Here is a 17,279-nt window from a genome sequence, read left to right on the forward strand (position 1 = left end):
GAATTGTTACACCCATCTTTAGCCGTCCAAGTTCTGGTTACAGAATAGGAACCGGCACAAACACCAGGAGTAGTTACATCAGCCGAAGTCAAAGTGAAGGCAGAGCCGCACCCATCCGTTGCGGTTGCTACTGCAAAGACTGGTGTTGCAGGACAAGAAATGGTTGATGGAGCCGGCAAAGCCGCAATCACAGGAGCCGTGATGTCTTGGACGTTTATAGTTTGCGAAATTGAGGATGAATTGTTAGATGCATCAGTAAATGTCCAAATTCTAGTTATAACGAATGAGTTGGGACAATTTCCTTGAACTATCGAATCTACTCCCAATGTAGTTATTATGCCACTACAATTATCAGTTGCAGTGAGAGCTATTGTAGTGGGAACATTAATGGCACAATCCACTATTAAATTAGCAGGGGCTAAAGGAGGGATAGGACTTATATTATCAGCTAAAATTACATTTTGTGTAGCTGTTATTGAATTACCATTTCCATCATTAAAAGTCCAAGTGATAATATGTGTGCCTTGAGTATTGTATGTTAAAGAATCGGCAGTTGTTCCAGTAACCGTACCACTGCAATTATCGGTTGTGGTTGGAGTCGTTGCAGTTGCGGAACATTGTCCGATAACATCAGCTAGGACTGGAGCTATTGGTTTAGTTGTATCAGTAATAATTACATTTTGTGTAGCTGTTATTGAATTACCATTTCCATCATTAAAAGTCCAAGTGATAATATGTGTGCCTTGAGTATTGTATGTTAAAGAATCGGCAGTTGTTCCAGTAACCGTACCACTGCAATTATCGGTTGTGGTTGGAGTCGTTGCAGTTGCGGAACATTGTCCGATAACATCAGCTAGGACTGGAGCTATTGGTTTAGTTGTATCAGTAATATTAATTACAATGTTAGCAGTATCACAATTATTTAGATTAATTGCTTGGCATATTTTATAAACTAAAATATACTGACCTACGGCAAGTCCGCTAATTATTGAAACAGCTCCAGTGGTTGTATTAAATGATACGTTTGGATTATCACCCGAAACTAAAGTGATAATCACATCACTTGGATTGACTGTTAAAAGATTTAATGTATCATTATTTAATACACTACCCAAGCTAACATTTAATGAACATTGGGAACTGTAAGAATTATCTACTGCATCGATAATAGGGGCAGCAGAAGTTATGGTAACAGTTGCAGAATCACAGTTAGTCGGATTTAATTTTTCGCAAATTTGATAAATTATTGTATACGTTCCTGCTGGAGTACCAGTTGGGATACTTATTTGTCCCGAGGACGGGTTTATTGCTGGCACAGGATTTCCGTTAATGGCAGTAGCAGGCGTAGTTATCGTTAAATTAACCTGGTCGATAGTTATAGGGTTTCCATTTAAAGAATCAGGACCATTGCCATTGTTTGCTAAGACATTTCCGGCATTTGGATTTCCAGTGGTGCCATTTCCGCCATCAATAGTATCATTGTTGGCAATAATTTGCGCTTTTGAAACAGGGACAGTCACGATAGCAGTATCGCAATTCGAAAGATTACCCACTTCACATATTTGATAGGATAATGTATAGTTGCCTTCTGGAGTTCCGGGCGCAACAACTACATCGCTTCCTGATAAGGTGACACTTGCATTGGTAGAACTGACAAAAGTTAGTTTAACTTGTGCAGGGGTTACTGTTACGCCATTTAAAGTATCGTTTATCAATACATTAGTAAAAGATGTGCCTCCAGTTAAGCCGTTTACAGCGATACCAGCATCGTCATTTGCTAGTATTTTTTTACATTTTGAAATAGTAAATGGAAAATTACAACCAGGGTTACTGCTTGGAGGTAATGCATAATAAGTTGCGGTTGAACCATCTACCAAAGGGAAGGGATTACTAGCAGTATATTGAATAGATGAAGTCGTTACAGGAAAGGAATCATAGAATAATGATCCATTTGGAAAGTTAGAAGTGATTTCTGAGGGTGATACTAAACTACTGCCGTTGCAATAAGAAAAATTTCTTACCAACGGCGTATTTTGACAATATGTAGCAACATAATTGGCACTATCGATTCCTATTGTTAAGGATTGAGCTATTGGTTGTCCGATGCACGTTCCGTTTTGGGTATATCCTTGGATGAATTTTGTTCCATTAAAAATAATGCCAGTGGTTGCACCAGCTCCTGTTGAAATACCGTCCACCACAATTGCACTTCCACAACTTGAATTGCTTAAAATTTGACAATCAATAGTTGCTTTTATTTTAAAATTTAATTTAGCTAAAAGGGTACTGGGATTTGACGGTAAAGGCAATTTTCCAAAATCCCAAACAATTGAGCCAGTTATTCCTAAAGCAGGATCAAAATAAATATTATTTGGAGTTGGCAGAGGCGTAAACAATACAGATACTATGGCACTTCCGGCAACATAAGTGGCGTTGTAAGGGATAGGTATGATTACTTTATAATTATTAATTGCTTCTGTGCCTAAGTTTTTAACATCAACATTAAATCCTATTTCTTGTCCAGGCAATGTAGAAAAAGGTTGGGTAGCCACAGGTACATTATTGATAGTCGTAGCCGATATTAATCCTTCAACTTCAGGAATATAGGCATCAACAGCCATTGCAATAGCAAATATAGAATAGGTGTCTCCGCTTGTGCCATATTTAAAATTGGTTGATGTTTGACTATTACCAATTACAGTATTTCCGGTATTTGGGACATTAAACATACTAATATCAATTCCGGTGTTGTTTTGTAAAGAAGGATTTCTAAATCCTCCGCCCGTATTTATGGAAGAGTTAAAAAAGTTGGTAGTTGAATTTAAACTATGATTTAAACTCAAATAGCTGGCATCGCTCTTTTTTTGAATTTGAAAATAATCTCCAGTATAGGCAACATCTCCCTCACTGGCCATTATACCTAATTTTACCCCAACATTTCCAGATTGAACAGTGTTGAAACCAGAAACTGGTAAAGTAAACCCTGTACTATTACTTGAGTTCACATATGCATATCCATCAAATATGGTAACATCACGATATTTCATTTTGGAGTTTTCGTAAACTACTATTATTCCCCAACCACCAGAATAACCAGTTCCTCCGGGATCTCCTTGCAATAAAGCTATATCCGCAGCGAAATACTCACCAATACCGTTTGTTTTTACATAATCAGTAATTTCTTTATGTGCAGAATAGATGTCATCATCAATACCATTTGGATAATAAATATCAGTAGCAGCAGCTGTAAATTGTGTGTAAGAAGTAGAATTAGGTCCTTTTAATGAAATGACTCTTTTGTCATAATTTTTTGTAATTGTTAGAATTACCGGAATGGTACCAGAAACATTAACCAAAGCGGTCGAGGTATTTTGTGTATTTCCTGAATTCAGATTTATTGCAGTACTTCGAACTAAATTATTGATTTTTAAAGTTACTGTTCCATCAGTAATGGAGTAAGGTGTCGTGAGTGTAGCTGTAGCATTCGTCCCTGATACGACTACTGTTACCGGAATATTTGCCGCCAATCCGCCATTTACAGAAAGAGTAACTTTGGCAGGTGCCGCATTGTTGGTATAGTTAAAGACATATGTGTTTCCGTTTCCTGAAAAAGTATAAATCGGACTTGTATTGGAGTTGTTAGGATTAGGATTATTTCTTGTGATAGATAATGAATAATTCGTATTAGCTATATTTTGATTGTGAGCTATAGTCAGATTATTGTTAATAGCTTGTGTACCATTTGGAACATCCTTAGTGACAGTAAAAGTATTGGAGGCAGATGATTTTCCAGTCCAATACAAACCGGCATAAACAATATTGGAACAACTTGGTATAGCTCCATTTTCTGTAGACAACGCCAACGTTGATGATGATGAGTTTAAAGTATTTGGATCATTATCAATATCAACATATTGCATATATTGACCATTGTTATTTGTATTGACACCATAATTTTGTGGTGTCAAGTTAGTGTTCCCTAACATGGCAAAGTCCCCCTTCACGTTGTAAATCTTTTTTGTAGGAGTATATTGTGACGTTCTTTGGGTAAAATTAACTCTAACTTGGGCAGTAGTAGTAAAAGCATTTCCAATCAGGAATGCAATAAATAATACTAAATACTTAAGGTTGTTATTTATCGATTTAATGTATATATTTTTCATAATGATTTTTATTATATATTATTGATTATTGTCTCCTTTATCAATTTTATAAAAAATGCTATATTTTTCATCGTAATTACGAATCATGTTAGTAATGATTTGAGCAGTAGTTGTTATTTCTGATAAAATAAAGATGTATTTTAAATTTTTAAAATTGGAGAATACAGATAAATCAATTTTAGAATTTAATTCGAGATCATTATTTATTTTGATAGTTACAATCTCAATATTATTGATCAATAAATTTGAATTGTTTATGCGATTCAAGGAACGAAAGTCTGTAAAAAAACTTTTTGGTTTTTCACCATAAGTTTTTGCTTCGCCGTAATTAAAATAAATTGCCGGTTGGATTTTATATAATAAATCCTCCAGATTTTGTGATTTTGAAAAGGTTATTCTGGAACGTACATCTGGAGTTTTCAAACTTGAAATAAAAGTTTTTACATCCACAATTTCTGACATATCATTTCTTAGCCTCGTTCCTTGAGCTGAAATAGTTTCACTACAGAATGTAAATACTAGTAATAGTATAATTCTTCCTGCCATTAAATCTGTGAATTTTCTGAATAATAAATTTTTCATCAGTTGGTTCATCAATTGCTTTGGGGTATCTGATTTCATAGTAGTAATGTTTTTTAATTCTTAATTATTCCCGTTTTTATTCCTTAAATAGCTAACTGTATTGGTTTTATTGATGGGAAAATTACCTACAAATACTATTATAAAATAATTTTTTCTATGAATAACCTGAAAATCTGTTTAAGTGATATTTAGAGATAGTTTTGGTCCCATTTTCTTTTTTTTCTTTTAAGTTTATATTAATCAGAGAATGTTTTTTTTAACATTTTTGCCTTGTGTTTCAAGGTATCTAAATTGTATCTTGAGATATAATTAGATTAAAAGTGGATAGAACATTTTTGAAGTGAAAAGAAACTATATTCATATTTCTTTGGATTGAATTAATAGAATTAGTTCCTTATAAATCGAAAACGTAGAATGATTAGCAAGTAGGGAGGTGGGTATTATGCAATGAAAATCTCTCATTTTCGTAAATTGTTCAAACGAATGAAATAATTTAGTCGAAAATTAAAAATGAAGTTGATTTAGAACAGGCTACTATGATAAAATTTTATTCCATTGAAGTCAGCGCTAAATTATGGATTTGGAATAAGAATTGGAGTAATGAAAAAATGCCATATTCGCAAATGTATGGCTTGATCAGACAGATTATGTGTTTTAGGATAAAACAATGAAGACGAACAATAGAAACAAAAAAATCTTTCTAAAATTTTAATGAAAAGACATTCTGATTCGTAATTTATTTTGATAAGAAGGAAAGCGTTTCTGTATAAAGCTTAATGTTTAGTACTGAATAATAGATATTTCAATATCATGAAATATGTTTAAGGAATCATACAATTGCTCGATAGTTAACTTTAACAACACTATGTTATTAATTAGAACGTACTAACTATAAAAAAAAAGGGATAAAGTTAAATACTTAACTTTATCCCCTAACTTTAATTTATTGAGTACTTTAATTTTTTATTTTAAAAGTAACTCTTCTAACCAAACTTCTTGCATCTTTAGATTTAGGATCAACTGATGTGTCTTCACCTTCAGATTTAACATTTAATCTATATGGATTTATTCCTGCTTTGATCAATGTATTTTTTACATTAGTGGCTCTCGTAAGGGCTAATTTTTGATTGGATTTAGTATTTCCAATTTCGTCAGCATGACCGGTGATGTCAACGGATGTTGTAGGATTAGATCTCAAAAAGTTTAAAATAAAATCTACACCTTCAGTTGATATATTAGTTAAGTTTGATTTATTAGAATCAAAATATACAGTAGCATAGCCTTCATTTATTAATTTTTTAATCACTTCAGCAATAGCGGTATCAGATGTTTTTGGGTCTTTTGATTTACCCACATAAGTTTTGTCCATGAATTTTTCTAGTTCATCAGGAACACCATTTTTATTAGTATCTACCATTCTTCCTTTGGTATCAACTGCAATACCAGTAATAGAATTATTTTCAGCATCTAAATAGTCAGGAACGCCATCCTTATCCGTATCATTTAACATGTTTTCTAATTCACTAACTTTATCATCTAAGGCTTTGAAATTGGCTGATTTCTTGTCATCGATATCCGCCCAATCTCCGTGTATTTCTCCTTTTCCTAAAGAGTAGGTAATGCCGAATGTTGTAGTTACCATACTTCCCGTTAAATTGGTCGGTTCTTTATCCCAATGTCCGTCCCAATTAAAATTTTGTCTTAAATTGCTTGCAAAGCTTATGTCGGTCATCAAGGATATTTTTTTAGTAACTCTAAATTCTGGGGAAATACCAAATATAATACCTCCATTATCCTCCGTATGATTGTAGGCTGGATTGGCTTTTCCGTCGTCATCAATGGCCAATTTAGGTGTCATTTGTGCAATTTGGATACCGCCATGAAATAATAAACCAAATCTACCTAATTCCTTTTGCATATCCAAAAAGCGGGCAGCATTTATGACTCCCTGTACTCCAATACGATATTGTTGCACTTTAAAAATGCGACTATCCGTATCCTTATTATTCTCAAGTAAATCAGAACTTAAATCTAATTTAAATCCAAATTTAGGACTAATCATGTATCGTACACCAATACCGTAGCTATCTAATGCAAAACTGCCAAAATAGGAATCGGTATTACTTGCAAAATAGCCTGTAGTATATGGTTTTAATCCTTTACTATTTCCGGCATTTAATTCAACTGTCCATTTATTGAAAGTACTACCTTCATTTGAATCTTCATTGTCTTTACTTTGCGCAATTCCATTGGAAATTGTCAATAAGGTAAAAGATAATAATATTAGACTTTTCTTCATAATTTGTTTGAATATTATTAATAATATTTGTAATTAGATTTTACTATTAACCCACAAATATAGATTTTTTTTTTTAAAATTCAATTTTTTGTAAAAAAATCACTATGATTAAATGTTAATGATAATTTCATTTAAAATGGGTATATGGTAACATTTTTTAGTTGGATTCTTTTCTTTTTAGGAAAATTGACGGTTATTGTTAAAAAAATAAATAAATCTTTAGGAGGGATTATAATAGTTGCTTTTAAAGATTATTCATAAAAATGAATATTTTAAAGCGATAGTTTGAGATTGTCATTTGAATTGGTCAAGACAAAAAATAAAAAAATATACGTAAAAAACAAGGTGTCATAAAAAATGAATTAATGGCATTTGAATTTATTTTTTCTAGTATTTTAAATACTTTGATAAATAATTATAATAGAGACATATTAGATTTAATTAAAGATAAATTTTTAACATCATAAAATTTATAATAAAATTAAAACATTCCCTATATTTGTCAGATATTTAATTTAAACTCAATAAAAATTTATGAAAAAACTATTACTTTCATGTTTTATGCTAATTATTGGCATAAATGTTTTTGGACAAGCTTCTTGTGCAGCCGCAATAAACATTACTACAAATGGTACAAAAACAGTAGCACCTGCCACGGGAACGTATCAAACTTTGTGTTTGGACAGCAATGTAGGTATTAAAGCAATGTGGTACAAATACACTCCTACTGTTAATGGTGAAATGACAATTTCATCCGATTTGCCAGTTAATGATGGTACAACTTACAGTGACGATACTAGATTGTCCGTTTTAAGCGGTACTTCTTGTACTACTTTGTCTTGTGTAGATTCTAATGATGATGTTGATGCGTCTAATTATTTATCAACTTTAACTGTTCCAGTTGCTGCCGGAACAACGTATTACATTCAATGGGATAATTTTTGGATAATAGATGGTGGATTGACGAATCTCGGATTTAAATTCACATTTACATTTACTCCTGTTTCTTGCGTACGATTAGGTTCTAGTGATTTTTATTCTCCAGATTCCTATACTACGACTTCAGCAAATTTATATTGGGATCCGGCAATTGGAGCGCCATCAAATTACGATGTTGACTGGAGTACTGATTTTACTGCAGCCGCTGGTTCAGGAACGAGTGTGTCAGTTCCTGCGGGTAGCCTATCATATGTTGTAGGTTCTTTAACGGACTTACCGGTTTCGTCAAACTTTAGATATTATGTTCGTTCTAATTGTGATGTAAATTCTCAAAGTGAATATCAGGGACCATATTATGGATATCTGGCAAAATCATTACCTTATTCAAATGGATTTGAAGATCCTGCAAATAATTTAAGAGATGGCTTCAAAGGATTTTCACTTTTTACAAGTGATGGTACAACTAATCCTGCAAGTTATGCTGATGGTGGCGATGGTTCATCATTGTATTCTTTTAATAGTACTACAGCGGCAACGGATGATTGGGCATATTCAAGAGCTTTAAGTTTAAGTGCAGGAGAAACTGTAACGATAAATTTTAAAACAAGATTGTATTCAGGTGGAACTCCTACAGATTTGGCATTAGATTTAAAAGTTGGGGATAGTCAGACAAGTGCAGGTCAAACTACTTTAGTTAAAAGCTTTGTTATCACTGACGATACTGCCTATACACAGCAAACTGCAACATGGACTGCTACTACAGGTGGGATTTATTATTTTGGTTTTAATAATAATTCTCCAATTGGTGCAACCGATACGGCTATGTTTTTTGATTCTTTAGAGTTCTCTTCAGTACTTTCTGTTAATAACTTTAATGCGAATAAATTTTCTGTTTCCCCTAATCCGGCTAAAGATATAGTGTCAGTTTCTTCAGAAAATAGTTTAATTGACAATGTGAACATTACAGATTTAAACGGAAGAATAGTAGTGCAAAAAGCATTTGATAAAACTTCAAAACTTCAAATGAACATTTCTGGACTTGCTTCTGGAGTATATATGATGAATATTAAATCTGATTTAGGAATTATTACCAAAAAAATCATCAAAGAGTAATTCTTATTTTTTATAATACATACTCAAAAAAAACTAAGACTCCTCAAGTAATTGAGGAGTTTTTTTTGAGCCAGTTGTAGGGGATAGTCTCTATGAGGAGGGCTGTTCGTCGAAAATAATGAGTTGTTGAGATATTATAAGTTTGTGTAATTACTTTTTTTAAAGCTATACATTTGATTGTTAATGATTTTGATTTTAGGATAAAAAAAACACTGTATTTGTTTGTGAAATAGAGAATAGAAAGTTATATTTGCAACCGCTTAAATAAAGACACGTTCTTTGAGCTTGGAGAGTTGCCTGAGTGGCCGAAAGGACATGTTTGCTAAACATGCGTATGGGTAACTGTACCAAGGGTTCGAATCCCTTACTCTCCGCTTTTTTTAAGTTTTTCGGGGTGTAGCGTAGCTCGGTTATCGCGCCTGCTTTGGGAGCAGGAGGCCGCAGGTTCGAATCCTGCCACCCCGACTAATTTTTTTTACATGAGCCATGGAGGCATAGCTCAGCTGGATAGAGCACCTGCCTTCTAAGCAGGCGGTCGAAGGTTCGAATCCTTCTGCCTTCACTTCAAAACCCACTGAATTCAGTGGGTTTTTTTGTTTTTTATATGGTTTGTTGATGTAAAATTCAATTAGACTCCTTATTTAAGTTTTGTTTATTCATAAAATATAAAAAATACTTTATTTTTACACTAAAATAATCAAAACAAGAAAATGATACATTGGAAAACCGTCAAAGACTTCGAAGATATAACCTATAAAAAATGTGATGGAGTAGCGCGTATTGCCTTTAACCGTCCCGACGTCCGCAATGCCTTTCGTCCAAAAACCACATCGGAATTGTATCAAGCCTTTTATGACGCTCAAGAAGATACTTCAATAGGTGTAGTTTTACTTTCTGCCGAAGGCCCTTCATCTAAAGACGGTATTTATTCTTTTTGTAGCGGGGGTGATCAAAATGCTCGGGGTCATCAAGGCTATGTCGGAGAGGATGGACAACACCGTTTGAATATTCTTGAAGTACAACGTCTCATTCGGTTTATGCCAAAAGTAGTTATAGCAGTAGTTCCTGGTTGGGCAGTTGGTGGCGGACACAGTTTGCACGTGGTTTGTGATTTGACACTAGCCAGTAAGGAACATGCCATTTTTAAACAAACGGATGCTGATGTAACTAGTTTTGATGGAGGATATGGGTCAGCCTATTTGGCCAAAATGGTGGGTCAGAAAAAAGCGAGAGAAATTTTCTTTTTAGGACGTAATTATTCTGCACAAGATGCCATGGATATGGGGATGGTCAATGCCGTGATTCCGCATGCGGAGCTGGAAGATACCGCTTATGAATGGGCACAGGAAATTCTGCAAAAATCGCCAACATCCATAAAAATGCTAAAATTTGCCATGAATCTTACGGATGATGGAATGGTGGGACAACAGGTTTTTGCAGGAGAAGCTACACGCTTGGCTTATATGACTGATGAGGCGAAAGAAGGAAGAAATGCTTTTTTAGAAAAGCGCAAACCGAATTTTGAAAAAAAATGGTTGCCATAAATTAGATAACAGATTTCAGGCACGTCCAAATCAACAAATAACCAAATTAACGATTAAACATTAACAATGAAACATTGGATTCAAGCTGCACGATTGAGAACATTACCACTTTCGGTGTCAGGAATAATATTGGGGAGTTTTTATGCCATGTCGCAATCTATGTTCAATTGGAAAATTGTGTTTTTTGCGCTTTCCACCACTTTAGGATTGCAGATACTTTCCAATTTTGCGAATGATTATGGCGATGGTATTAAAGGGACAGATAACGAGGATCGAATAGGGCCAAAACGAGCTATTCAAAGTGGGGTAATTTCACCTAAAGAGATGAAACGCGCCATAATTATGACTTCGGTATTAACGTTGCTTTCGGCGATTCTACTCATCTATTGTTCGTTCAAAGGTCATAATTTGCTGTTTTCACTTTTTTTCCTAGTACTCGGGATTTTGGCCATCGCCTCCGCAATTCGATATACAGTTGGCAGTAGTGCCTACGGATACCGTGGTTATGGGGATATTTTTGTTTTTATCTTTTTCGGATTAGTAAGCACTTTAGGTATCTACTTCATGTTTGCCAAAACTTTTGAAAACGGATATTTACTATTTCTGCCAGCTACAGCCATTGGATTGTTGAGCGTGGCCGTTTTGAACTTAAATAATATGCGAGACGAAATCTCAGACAAAAAATCAGGAAAGAACACCATTGTGGTAAAAATCGGCACTGCAAAAGCGAAAACATATCATTATTTTTTGATTGTTTCCGCCATGATTTTAGTGCTAGTGTTTGCCTATTTAAGTGACTTCCATTTTGATCAATACATTTTTGTTGTTGCTTATTTTCCGCTAACCAAGCATTTGATTACGGTTTACAAAACGAAAGACAGCCGAAATTTAGATCCCGAATTAAAAAAAGTGGCCCTAAGTACTTTTTTATTGTCGGTATTGCTCTCATTGTGCTTAATTTTCTTTTTGTCTGACATCATTGTCAATAACTCTTAAAAATAATTTATGAAAATTACTTTTTACGGACACGCTTCATTAGGAATACAAGTCAGTGGCAAAAGCATTCTGGTAGACCCCTATATTTCAGCAAATCCTAAAGCATGCCACATTAATATTAACGAGTTGAAACCCGATTATATTTTTCTAACCCATGCGCATCAAGATCATGTGTTGGACGTGGAATATATCATGCAAAATAATCCGAATGCAATTATTGTTTCAAATTATGAAGTGGCTACGCATTTTGGGAATAAAGGGCTAAAAAATCATCCTATGAATCATGGAGGGAGTTGGAAATTTGATTTCGGAACGGTAAAGTATGTCAATGCCGTCCATTCCAGTTCTTTTGCAGACGGCACTTACGGAGGAAATCCTGGAGGCTTTGTTATTGAAGGCGAACATAAAAACATATACATTTCTGGAGATACCGCCCTAACGATGGATATGAAACTTATTCCGATGCGCACCAAACTCGATTTGGCAATTTTTCCCATAGGCAACAATTTCACCATGGATGTTGAAGACGCTATTCTTGCTTCTGATTTTGTGGAATGCGACAAAGTTCTCGGATGCCATTACGACACCTTTGGTTATATCGAAATTAACCATGAAGAGGCCATTCGCAAGTTTTTCAACAAGGGAAAGGACTTAATGTTATTGGAAATCGGAGAAAGTATCGAATTGTAAATACAAATCATTTGAAGCTTTTTCCAGCTATTCATTACAATCTTTTTATCTCGTTAAAGAAACGAGATAAAAAGGATTTTCATTACTATCTGGGCTAGGGTTTTCGTTTTGAATCAAAATCCCGTGACTTTTACAAATTTAATCATGCAAAATAAACAGTTCACTTTCCTCTTTTTCTTTTTCATCGCAATACAATCCTTTGCGCAACAAGACGGCTATTGGGACAAGGAGCGTGCTACCTCCAAACAAGTGGTGGTAAGTGCAAGGAAAAGAATTATTATCAATACTGAAGATTTACCCATTGGAACCACAGAAGTGGTATTCAGAATCACGCTACTCGACGAAAACCAGCAAATGGCTAATAGTTTGGTTTCTGTCCTCAAAGCAATACCTGACCCAACGGGAATAAGCCAAGGTTCGGCTGGAGCAGTTTTGTTGTTGTCAAAAATTTCAGGGGAAGACAAATGCAAATACGCTATTTTCTCAAATGCAACATTGGCTGCTGATTATAAAGAAAAAGGAACGACGAATAAGGCCTGTTTAGCTCAAAACAATCCAGTAAACAAAGATGCGAAACGCCTTTCTATAAACTCATCTAGTTGCTTAAAATCGAATTCCATGTGGTTTGGTTTTGAAAACAAAAACTGGATCATGAACCAACGCATCGTTTTAGAAGTGGTGCCGTGGGTGAATACAAGATTGAGTAGCGGTTGGAGTCTTGAAAACAGAAAATCGGTTTTGAGTCTTTGTAAATCTACCGATTTGGCAAAAAAAATCCCGAATTCAGACAATTACTGTGTCTGCATTTTGGAGAAATTGCAAAAAGAATACCGCTTTAATGAGTATCAAAGTCTATTGGCAGCAGAAAAAACCAAAGTCATCAAAGATTTCGGTAAGGCTTGTTTTACGGAAACGGGAGGTTCTGACGAGGTTTACAGCGCCTTACGCAGTCAGGCTTCTGATTTGGCAAAACAAAAGAAATATGGTGAAGCAATAGTCAAATTAGGGGCGATTATTGAAAATGATAAAGCAATCGTTTCTGATTTTAATGCTATTGGAAGTTGTTATATTTTAACGAAGCAATACGATAAAGCCATCAGATTTCTAAAAATAGGAGAGAAGTTGGACGATTCGGAATTATTGACTAAATTGAATTTAGCCCATGCCTATTTATTGAATAATGAATATAGTCAAGCCAAATCGATTTATAAAAAATACCAGTCGCAAAATGTAACCGATAGTTTAAGTTGGACACAAAAAGTAAAGCAGGACTTTGAAACTTTTGAAAAAGCAGGATTGCCTTCGGAGGATTTTAAAAGGATATTGAATAGTATCGATAATTAATTTGACTTTCTAAAGTAATATGAAAGCAACTTACCACAAATACATCCTCAACTTCAAAAGACCGTCAGGAACTTCCCGTGGCGTGATGACCGAAAAAGAAACATGGTTTATTATTCTTGAAGAGAACGGAAAAAGAGGAGTAGGCGAGTGCGGCATCTTGAGAGGTTTGAGTATTGATGATCGCCCCGATTATGAAGAAAAGTTGCAATGGACTTGTGAGAATATCCATTTAGGTAAAGACCAACTTTGGGAAAGCTTGCTGGAGTTTCCTTCCATACAATTTGGAGTGGAAATGGCGTTCCAATCTCTAGCCAGTGAAACCCCTTTTTTGTTGTTTCCTTCGGGCTTCACGAAAGGCAAAAAAAGCATCCCAATTAATGGTTTGGTTTGGATGGGAAATGAGGCTTTTATGATGGAACAGATTCGGGAAAAATTGGCTGACGGTTTCCATTGCATCAAACTTAAAATTGGCGCTATAGATTTTGATAAGGAACTTCAATTATTGCGATTTATTCGACAACATTTCACATCGGAAGAAGTGGAAATTCGGGTAGATGCAAATGGCGCTTTCAATGCAATTGATGCTTTATATAAATTAAAACAACTTACTGAATTTAAAATACATAGCATTGAACAGCCTATTCAAAAAAACAATACTGACAGTATGGCAGAGCTCTGCAAAAACACTCCAATTTCCATAGCTTTAGATGAAGAGTTAACAGGTGTGTTTTCACTTCAGGAAAAAGAAGAATTACTTCAAAAAATCAGGCCGCATTACATCATTTTGAAGCCGAGTTTCGTGGGTGGTTTTCGAGGTACCCAAGAATGGATTTCATTGGCTAAAAAACACCAAATTGGCTGGTGGATTACCTCTGCTTTAGAAAGTAATATTGGACTCAATGCCATTGCACAATGGACTTTTTTACACCACAATTTAATGCCTCAAGGTTTAGGAACCGGAGCCCTTTATACCAATAATTTTGATTGCCCATTAGAAGTTTCAGAAGGACAATTGTGGTATGAAAAAACGAGTGATTGGAATTTTAATTTTGAGAATTTTGAAACCGTTTGAGAGATTGTGAATTGAGTATAATTCATTTAATAATCACTATATAGTGTTGTTTTTCCTGTTTTTAAAATATTTTTCCGTTTCCAGAATAATTAGTAGTGCAAAGGCTCCTAAAAATGCTGAAATAAAATGGAGATAACTTGTGATTTGAAAATTAAAAATTTCTTGTAAAAAGGGAACGGTCAAAATCAAAAATAGCATAATGAATGCAGCCAACAGAATTAGAAAAATGACACTTTTTATTTCTGTAATCACTGAAATAAAGCTTCTTGTTACGGAAAGGTTGGTTACTATGAGAAAAATATTTCCTATTATGAGAGTAGAAAAGGCAATAGCTCTTACTTCTCCTTCGCTATGTTTTTCATATAGGGAATAAAAATAGACAGACAAAACCGTGGTGAGTAAAAGGAAACCCTGCAAAATACTCAGAAATATTTTTTTTCTCCCAAAAAAATGTTCCTTAGCATCTCTGGGAGGTCGTTTCATTATTCCTTTTTCTTCCTGTTCTGATTCAAATGCAATGGAGCATACGGGGTCATTTATTAATTCTAAAAACACGATATGTAAGGGCATGAGCAATAAGGGAAGCGAACTAAAAAAAGCAGGTAAAAGTGTTAATCCTATAATTGGGACATGAAGAGCAAGTATGTAAGACATCGCTTTTTGTAGGTTATCAAAGATTCTTCTACCGGAACGAATTGCCGAAACGACGGAAGCAAAATTATCGTCCAATAGGACTAATGAAGCCGCTTCTCTTGCCACATCAGTCCCTTTGTTACCCATTGCAATGCCAATGTTTGCTGCCTTTAACGCAGGAGCATCGTTTACGCCATCGCCCGTCATTGCTACAATTTCATTATTGGATTTTAGTGCCTGAACAATTCGCAGTTTTTGTTCAGGAACTACGCGAGCAAAAATGTTAGTATCTCTTATTTTTATTTTTAATTCTTCATCATTCATTTTTTTTAGTTCTTCTCCCGTAATAATTCCCTTTTCTGGATCTAAACCAATTTGCCCTGCAATACTTTTTGCAGTTGCGGGAAAATCCCCCGTAATCATAATTACCTTAATTCCGGCCTCTTTACATTCCTTTATTGCCTGAGGAACTTCGGCTCGAATGGGATCTTGTAATCCAATAAGTCCCAGAAACTTAAAATTGAAATCATGTTGAATACTAGGAAGTGTTTTATTTTGATGTGAGGCATTTGCAACCGCGATAACTCGCAATCCTTGTTCTGCCATTTGACGGACAGCTAACAAATGAGTCGCTTTTGCATTTTCGTCCATTTTGCACAAAATAAAAACAGATTCTGGAGCTCCTTTGGCTGAAACCGAAAAGGAATATTCTGAATCGCTTTCCAAAACGCGTGTCATTGCAAGTAATTCATGGCTTAATGGATATTCTTTAATGAGTTTGGTTTTTTCATCTGGCAAAAGTATTTCCTCATGGACTTTGCTAATCGCTTTTTCCATTGGATCAAAGGAATCTTTTGCTGAAGCGCGATGCGCAGCGAGAATCAGATTATTAATTTGATTTTGTCTTTCTAAAAAAATATTTTTATTGAAAAATTCATTGCCATTATATAAAGCGACCACTTCCATTTTATTTTGGGTAATCGTTCCTGTTTTATCAGTACATAAAACAGTTGCAGAACCCAGTGTTTCAATGGCAGAAGATTTTCGGGTCAAAACATTATTTTTGGATAATCTCCAAGCCCCCAGTGCAAGAAAAATAGTTAGGACAACTGGAAATTCTTCAGGTAAAATAGACATTGCCGCCGCCAGACCGTTTAGTAATGATTGAACAAAATTTCCTCTTGTGTAATAAAAAGCCATAACGATTCCGATACTGATGAATGCCCCAATAATGAAAAAAGATTTAATAAGGACCTTCATCTCTTTTTGCAAACGGGTTTCGTCTTCGTCAATATTTTGCAAAGTAGTTCCAATTTTACCAAACTGTGTTTTAAAACCCGTAGCAACAACTTTAACCTCAGCCTTTCCTTGCACTACAAGCGTTCCGCTAAACACAAGTCCGTTTGTATTTGAAGAATCTACAGCCACACTTTTAGAAACGGCAATAGATTCACCGGTAAGCATCGATTCGTCAATAACAAGGTTAGCTGTGTTCAACACTATTGCATCAGCCGAAATCCGGTCGCCTTCATTTAATATAATGATGTCGTCGGGTACGACTTCACGTCCTGGAATTCTAATTTCAATTCCGTCCCGAATCACCAAAGCTCTTGGGGAAGAAAGTTTTTTTAATGCCTCTAGTGCCTTTTCTGTTTTTCGGTATTGATAAAATGTAATGAAAATGATGACTGAAATAGTGGCAAGCATTACACTTCCTTCTTTATAATCGCCAAGAATCATGTAAAGCAAACCACAACTTATTAATAAAAGAAACATGGGCTCTTTCATTACCTCACGGGCAATTCGCCAGATGTTTTTTGGCTTTACTGATGGCAGCTCATTGTAGCCATGAATTTTTAATTTTTCTACCGCTACAGCTGTGCTTAATCCTGGATTCATGTATA

The 17,279-nt window shown here is 34.9% G+C and carries 10 protein-coding genes and 3 tRNA genes; 9 read left to right on the top strand and 4 right to left on the bottom strand.

Going from position 1 to position 17,279, the window contains the following annotated elements:
- The 3 genes from DB895_RS11940 to DB895_RS11950 form a co-directional block, all read right to left on the bottom strand.
- A partial coding sequence (locus DB895_RS11940; RefSeq protein ID WP_394336334.1) for a beta strand repeat-containing protein occupies positions 1-4,163 on the bottom strand: 4,163 nt, incomplete at its 3' end.
- 18 nt (positions 4,164-4,181) lie between these two features.
- Positions 4,182-4,784, bottom strand: a complete 603-nt coding sequence (locus DB895_RS11945; protein WP_116725601.1) for a hypothetical protein — start codon at positions 4,782-4,784, stop codon at positions 4,182-4,184.
- Between the two features lie 916 nt (positions 4,785-5,700).
- Positions 5,701-7,044 carry an OmpA family protein gene (locus DB895_RS11950; RefSeq protein WP_116725602.1) on the bottom strand — a complete coding sequence of 448 codons (1,344 nt, stop codon included), beginning with the start codon at positions 7,042-7,044 and terminating at the stop codon, positions 5,701-5,703.
- A 534-nt stretch (positions 7,045-7,578) separates the two neighbouring features.
- On the opposite strand from DB895_RS11950, the gene DB895_RS11955 reads away from it, so the two are divergent.
- The 9 genes from DB895_RS11955 (at position 7,579) to DB895_RS11995 (ending at position 14,742) form a co-directional block, all read left to right on the top strand.
- Entirely contained in the window at positions 7,579-9,096 is a 1,518-nt protein-coding gene (locus DB895_RS11955) for a T9SS type A sorting domain-containing protein (protein ID WP_116725603.1), read from the top strand.
- A gap of 287 nt (positions 9,097-9,383) precedes the next feature.
- Positions 9,384-9,470 (top strand) — tRNA-Ser (locus DB895_RS11960).
- 16 nt (positions 9,471-9,486) lie between these two features.
- Positions 9,487-9,561: transfer RNA gene (locus DB895_RS11965), tRNA-Pro, on the top strand.
- A gap of 23 nt (positions 9,562-9,584) precedes the next feature.
- A tRNA-Arg gene (locus DB895_RS11970) sits at positions 9,585-9,658 on the top strand.
- 148 nt (positions 9,659-9,806) lie between these two features.
- Positions 9,807-10,640, top strand: a complete 834-nt coding sequence (locus DB895_RS11975; protein ID WP_394336335.1) for a 1,4-dihydroxy-2-naphthoyl-CoA synthase — start codon at positions 9,807-9,809, stop codon at positions 10,638-10,640.
- A gap of 66 nt (positions 10,641-10,706) precedes the next feature.
- Positions 10,707-11,636 (top strand): 1,4-dihydroxy-2-naphthoate octaprenyltransferase, encoded by a 930-nt coding sequence (menA, locus tag DB895_RS11980; protein ID WP_116725604.1) that lies wholly within the window; start codon positions 10,707-10,709, stop codon positions 11,634-11,636.
- 9 nt (positions 11,637-11,645) lie between these two features.
- Positions 11,646-12,326 (top strand): metal-dependent hydrolase, encoded by a 681-nt coding sequence (locus DB895_RS11985; RefSeq protein WP_116725605.1) that lies wholly within the window; start codon positions 11,646-11,648, stop codon positions 12,324-12,326.
- Positions 12,327-12,470: 144 nt separating this feature from the next.
- Entirely contained in the window at positions 12,471-13,670 is a 1,200-nt protein-coding gene (locus DB895_RS11990; RefSeq protein ID WP_116725606.1) for a tetratricopeptide repeat protein, read from the top strand.
- Between the two features lie 19 nt (positions 13,671-13,689).
- Positions 13,690-14,742 carry an o-succinylbenzoate synthase gene (locus tag DB895_RS11995; protein WP_116725607.1) on the top strand — a complete coding sequence of 351 codons (1,053 nt, stop codon included), beginning with the start codon at positions 13,690-13,692 and terminating at the stop codon, positions 14,740-14,742.
- A 36-nt stretch (positions 14,743-14,778) separates the two neighbouring features.
- Here DB895_RS11995 and DB895_RS12000 read toward each other — a convergent pair whose 3' ends face one another.
- Entirely contained in the window at positions 14,779-17,274 is a 2,496-nt protein-coding gene (locus DB895_RS12000; protein WP_116725608.1) for a cation-translocating P-type ATPase, read from the bottom strand.
- Between the last annotated feature and the right edge of the window lie 5 nt (positions 17,275-17,279).

The sequence above is a fragment of the Flavobacterium psychrotolerans genome (genome assembly GCF_003097635.1).
GTDB classification, from domain to species: Bacteria; Bacteroidota; Bacteroidia; order Flavobacteriales; family Flavobacteriaceae; genus Flavobacterium; species Flavobacterium psychrotolerans.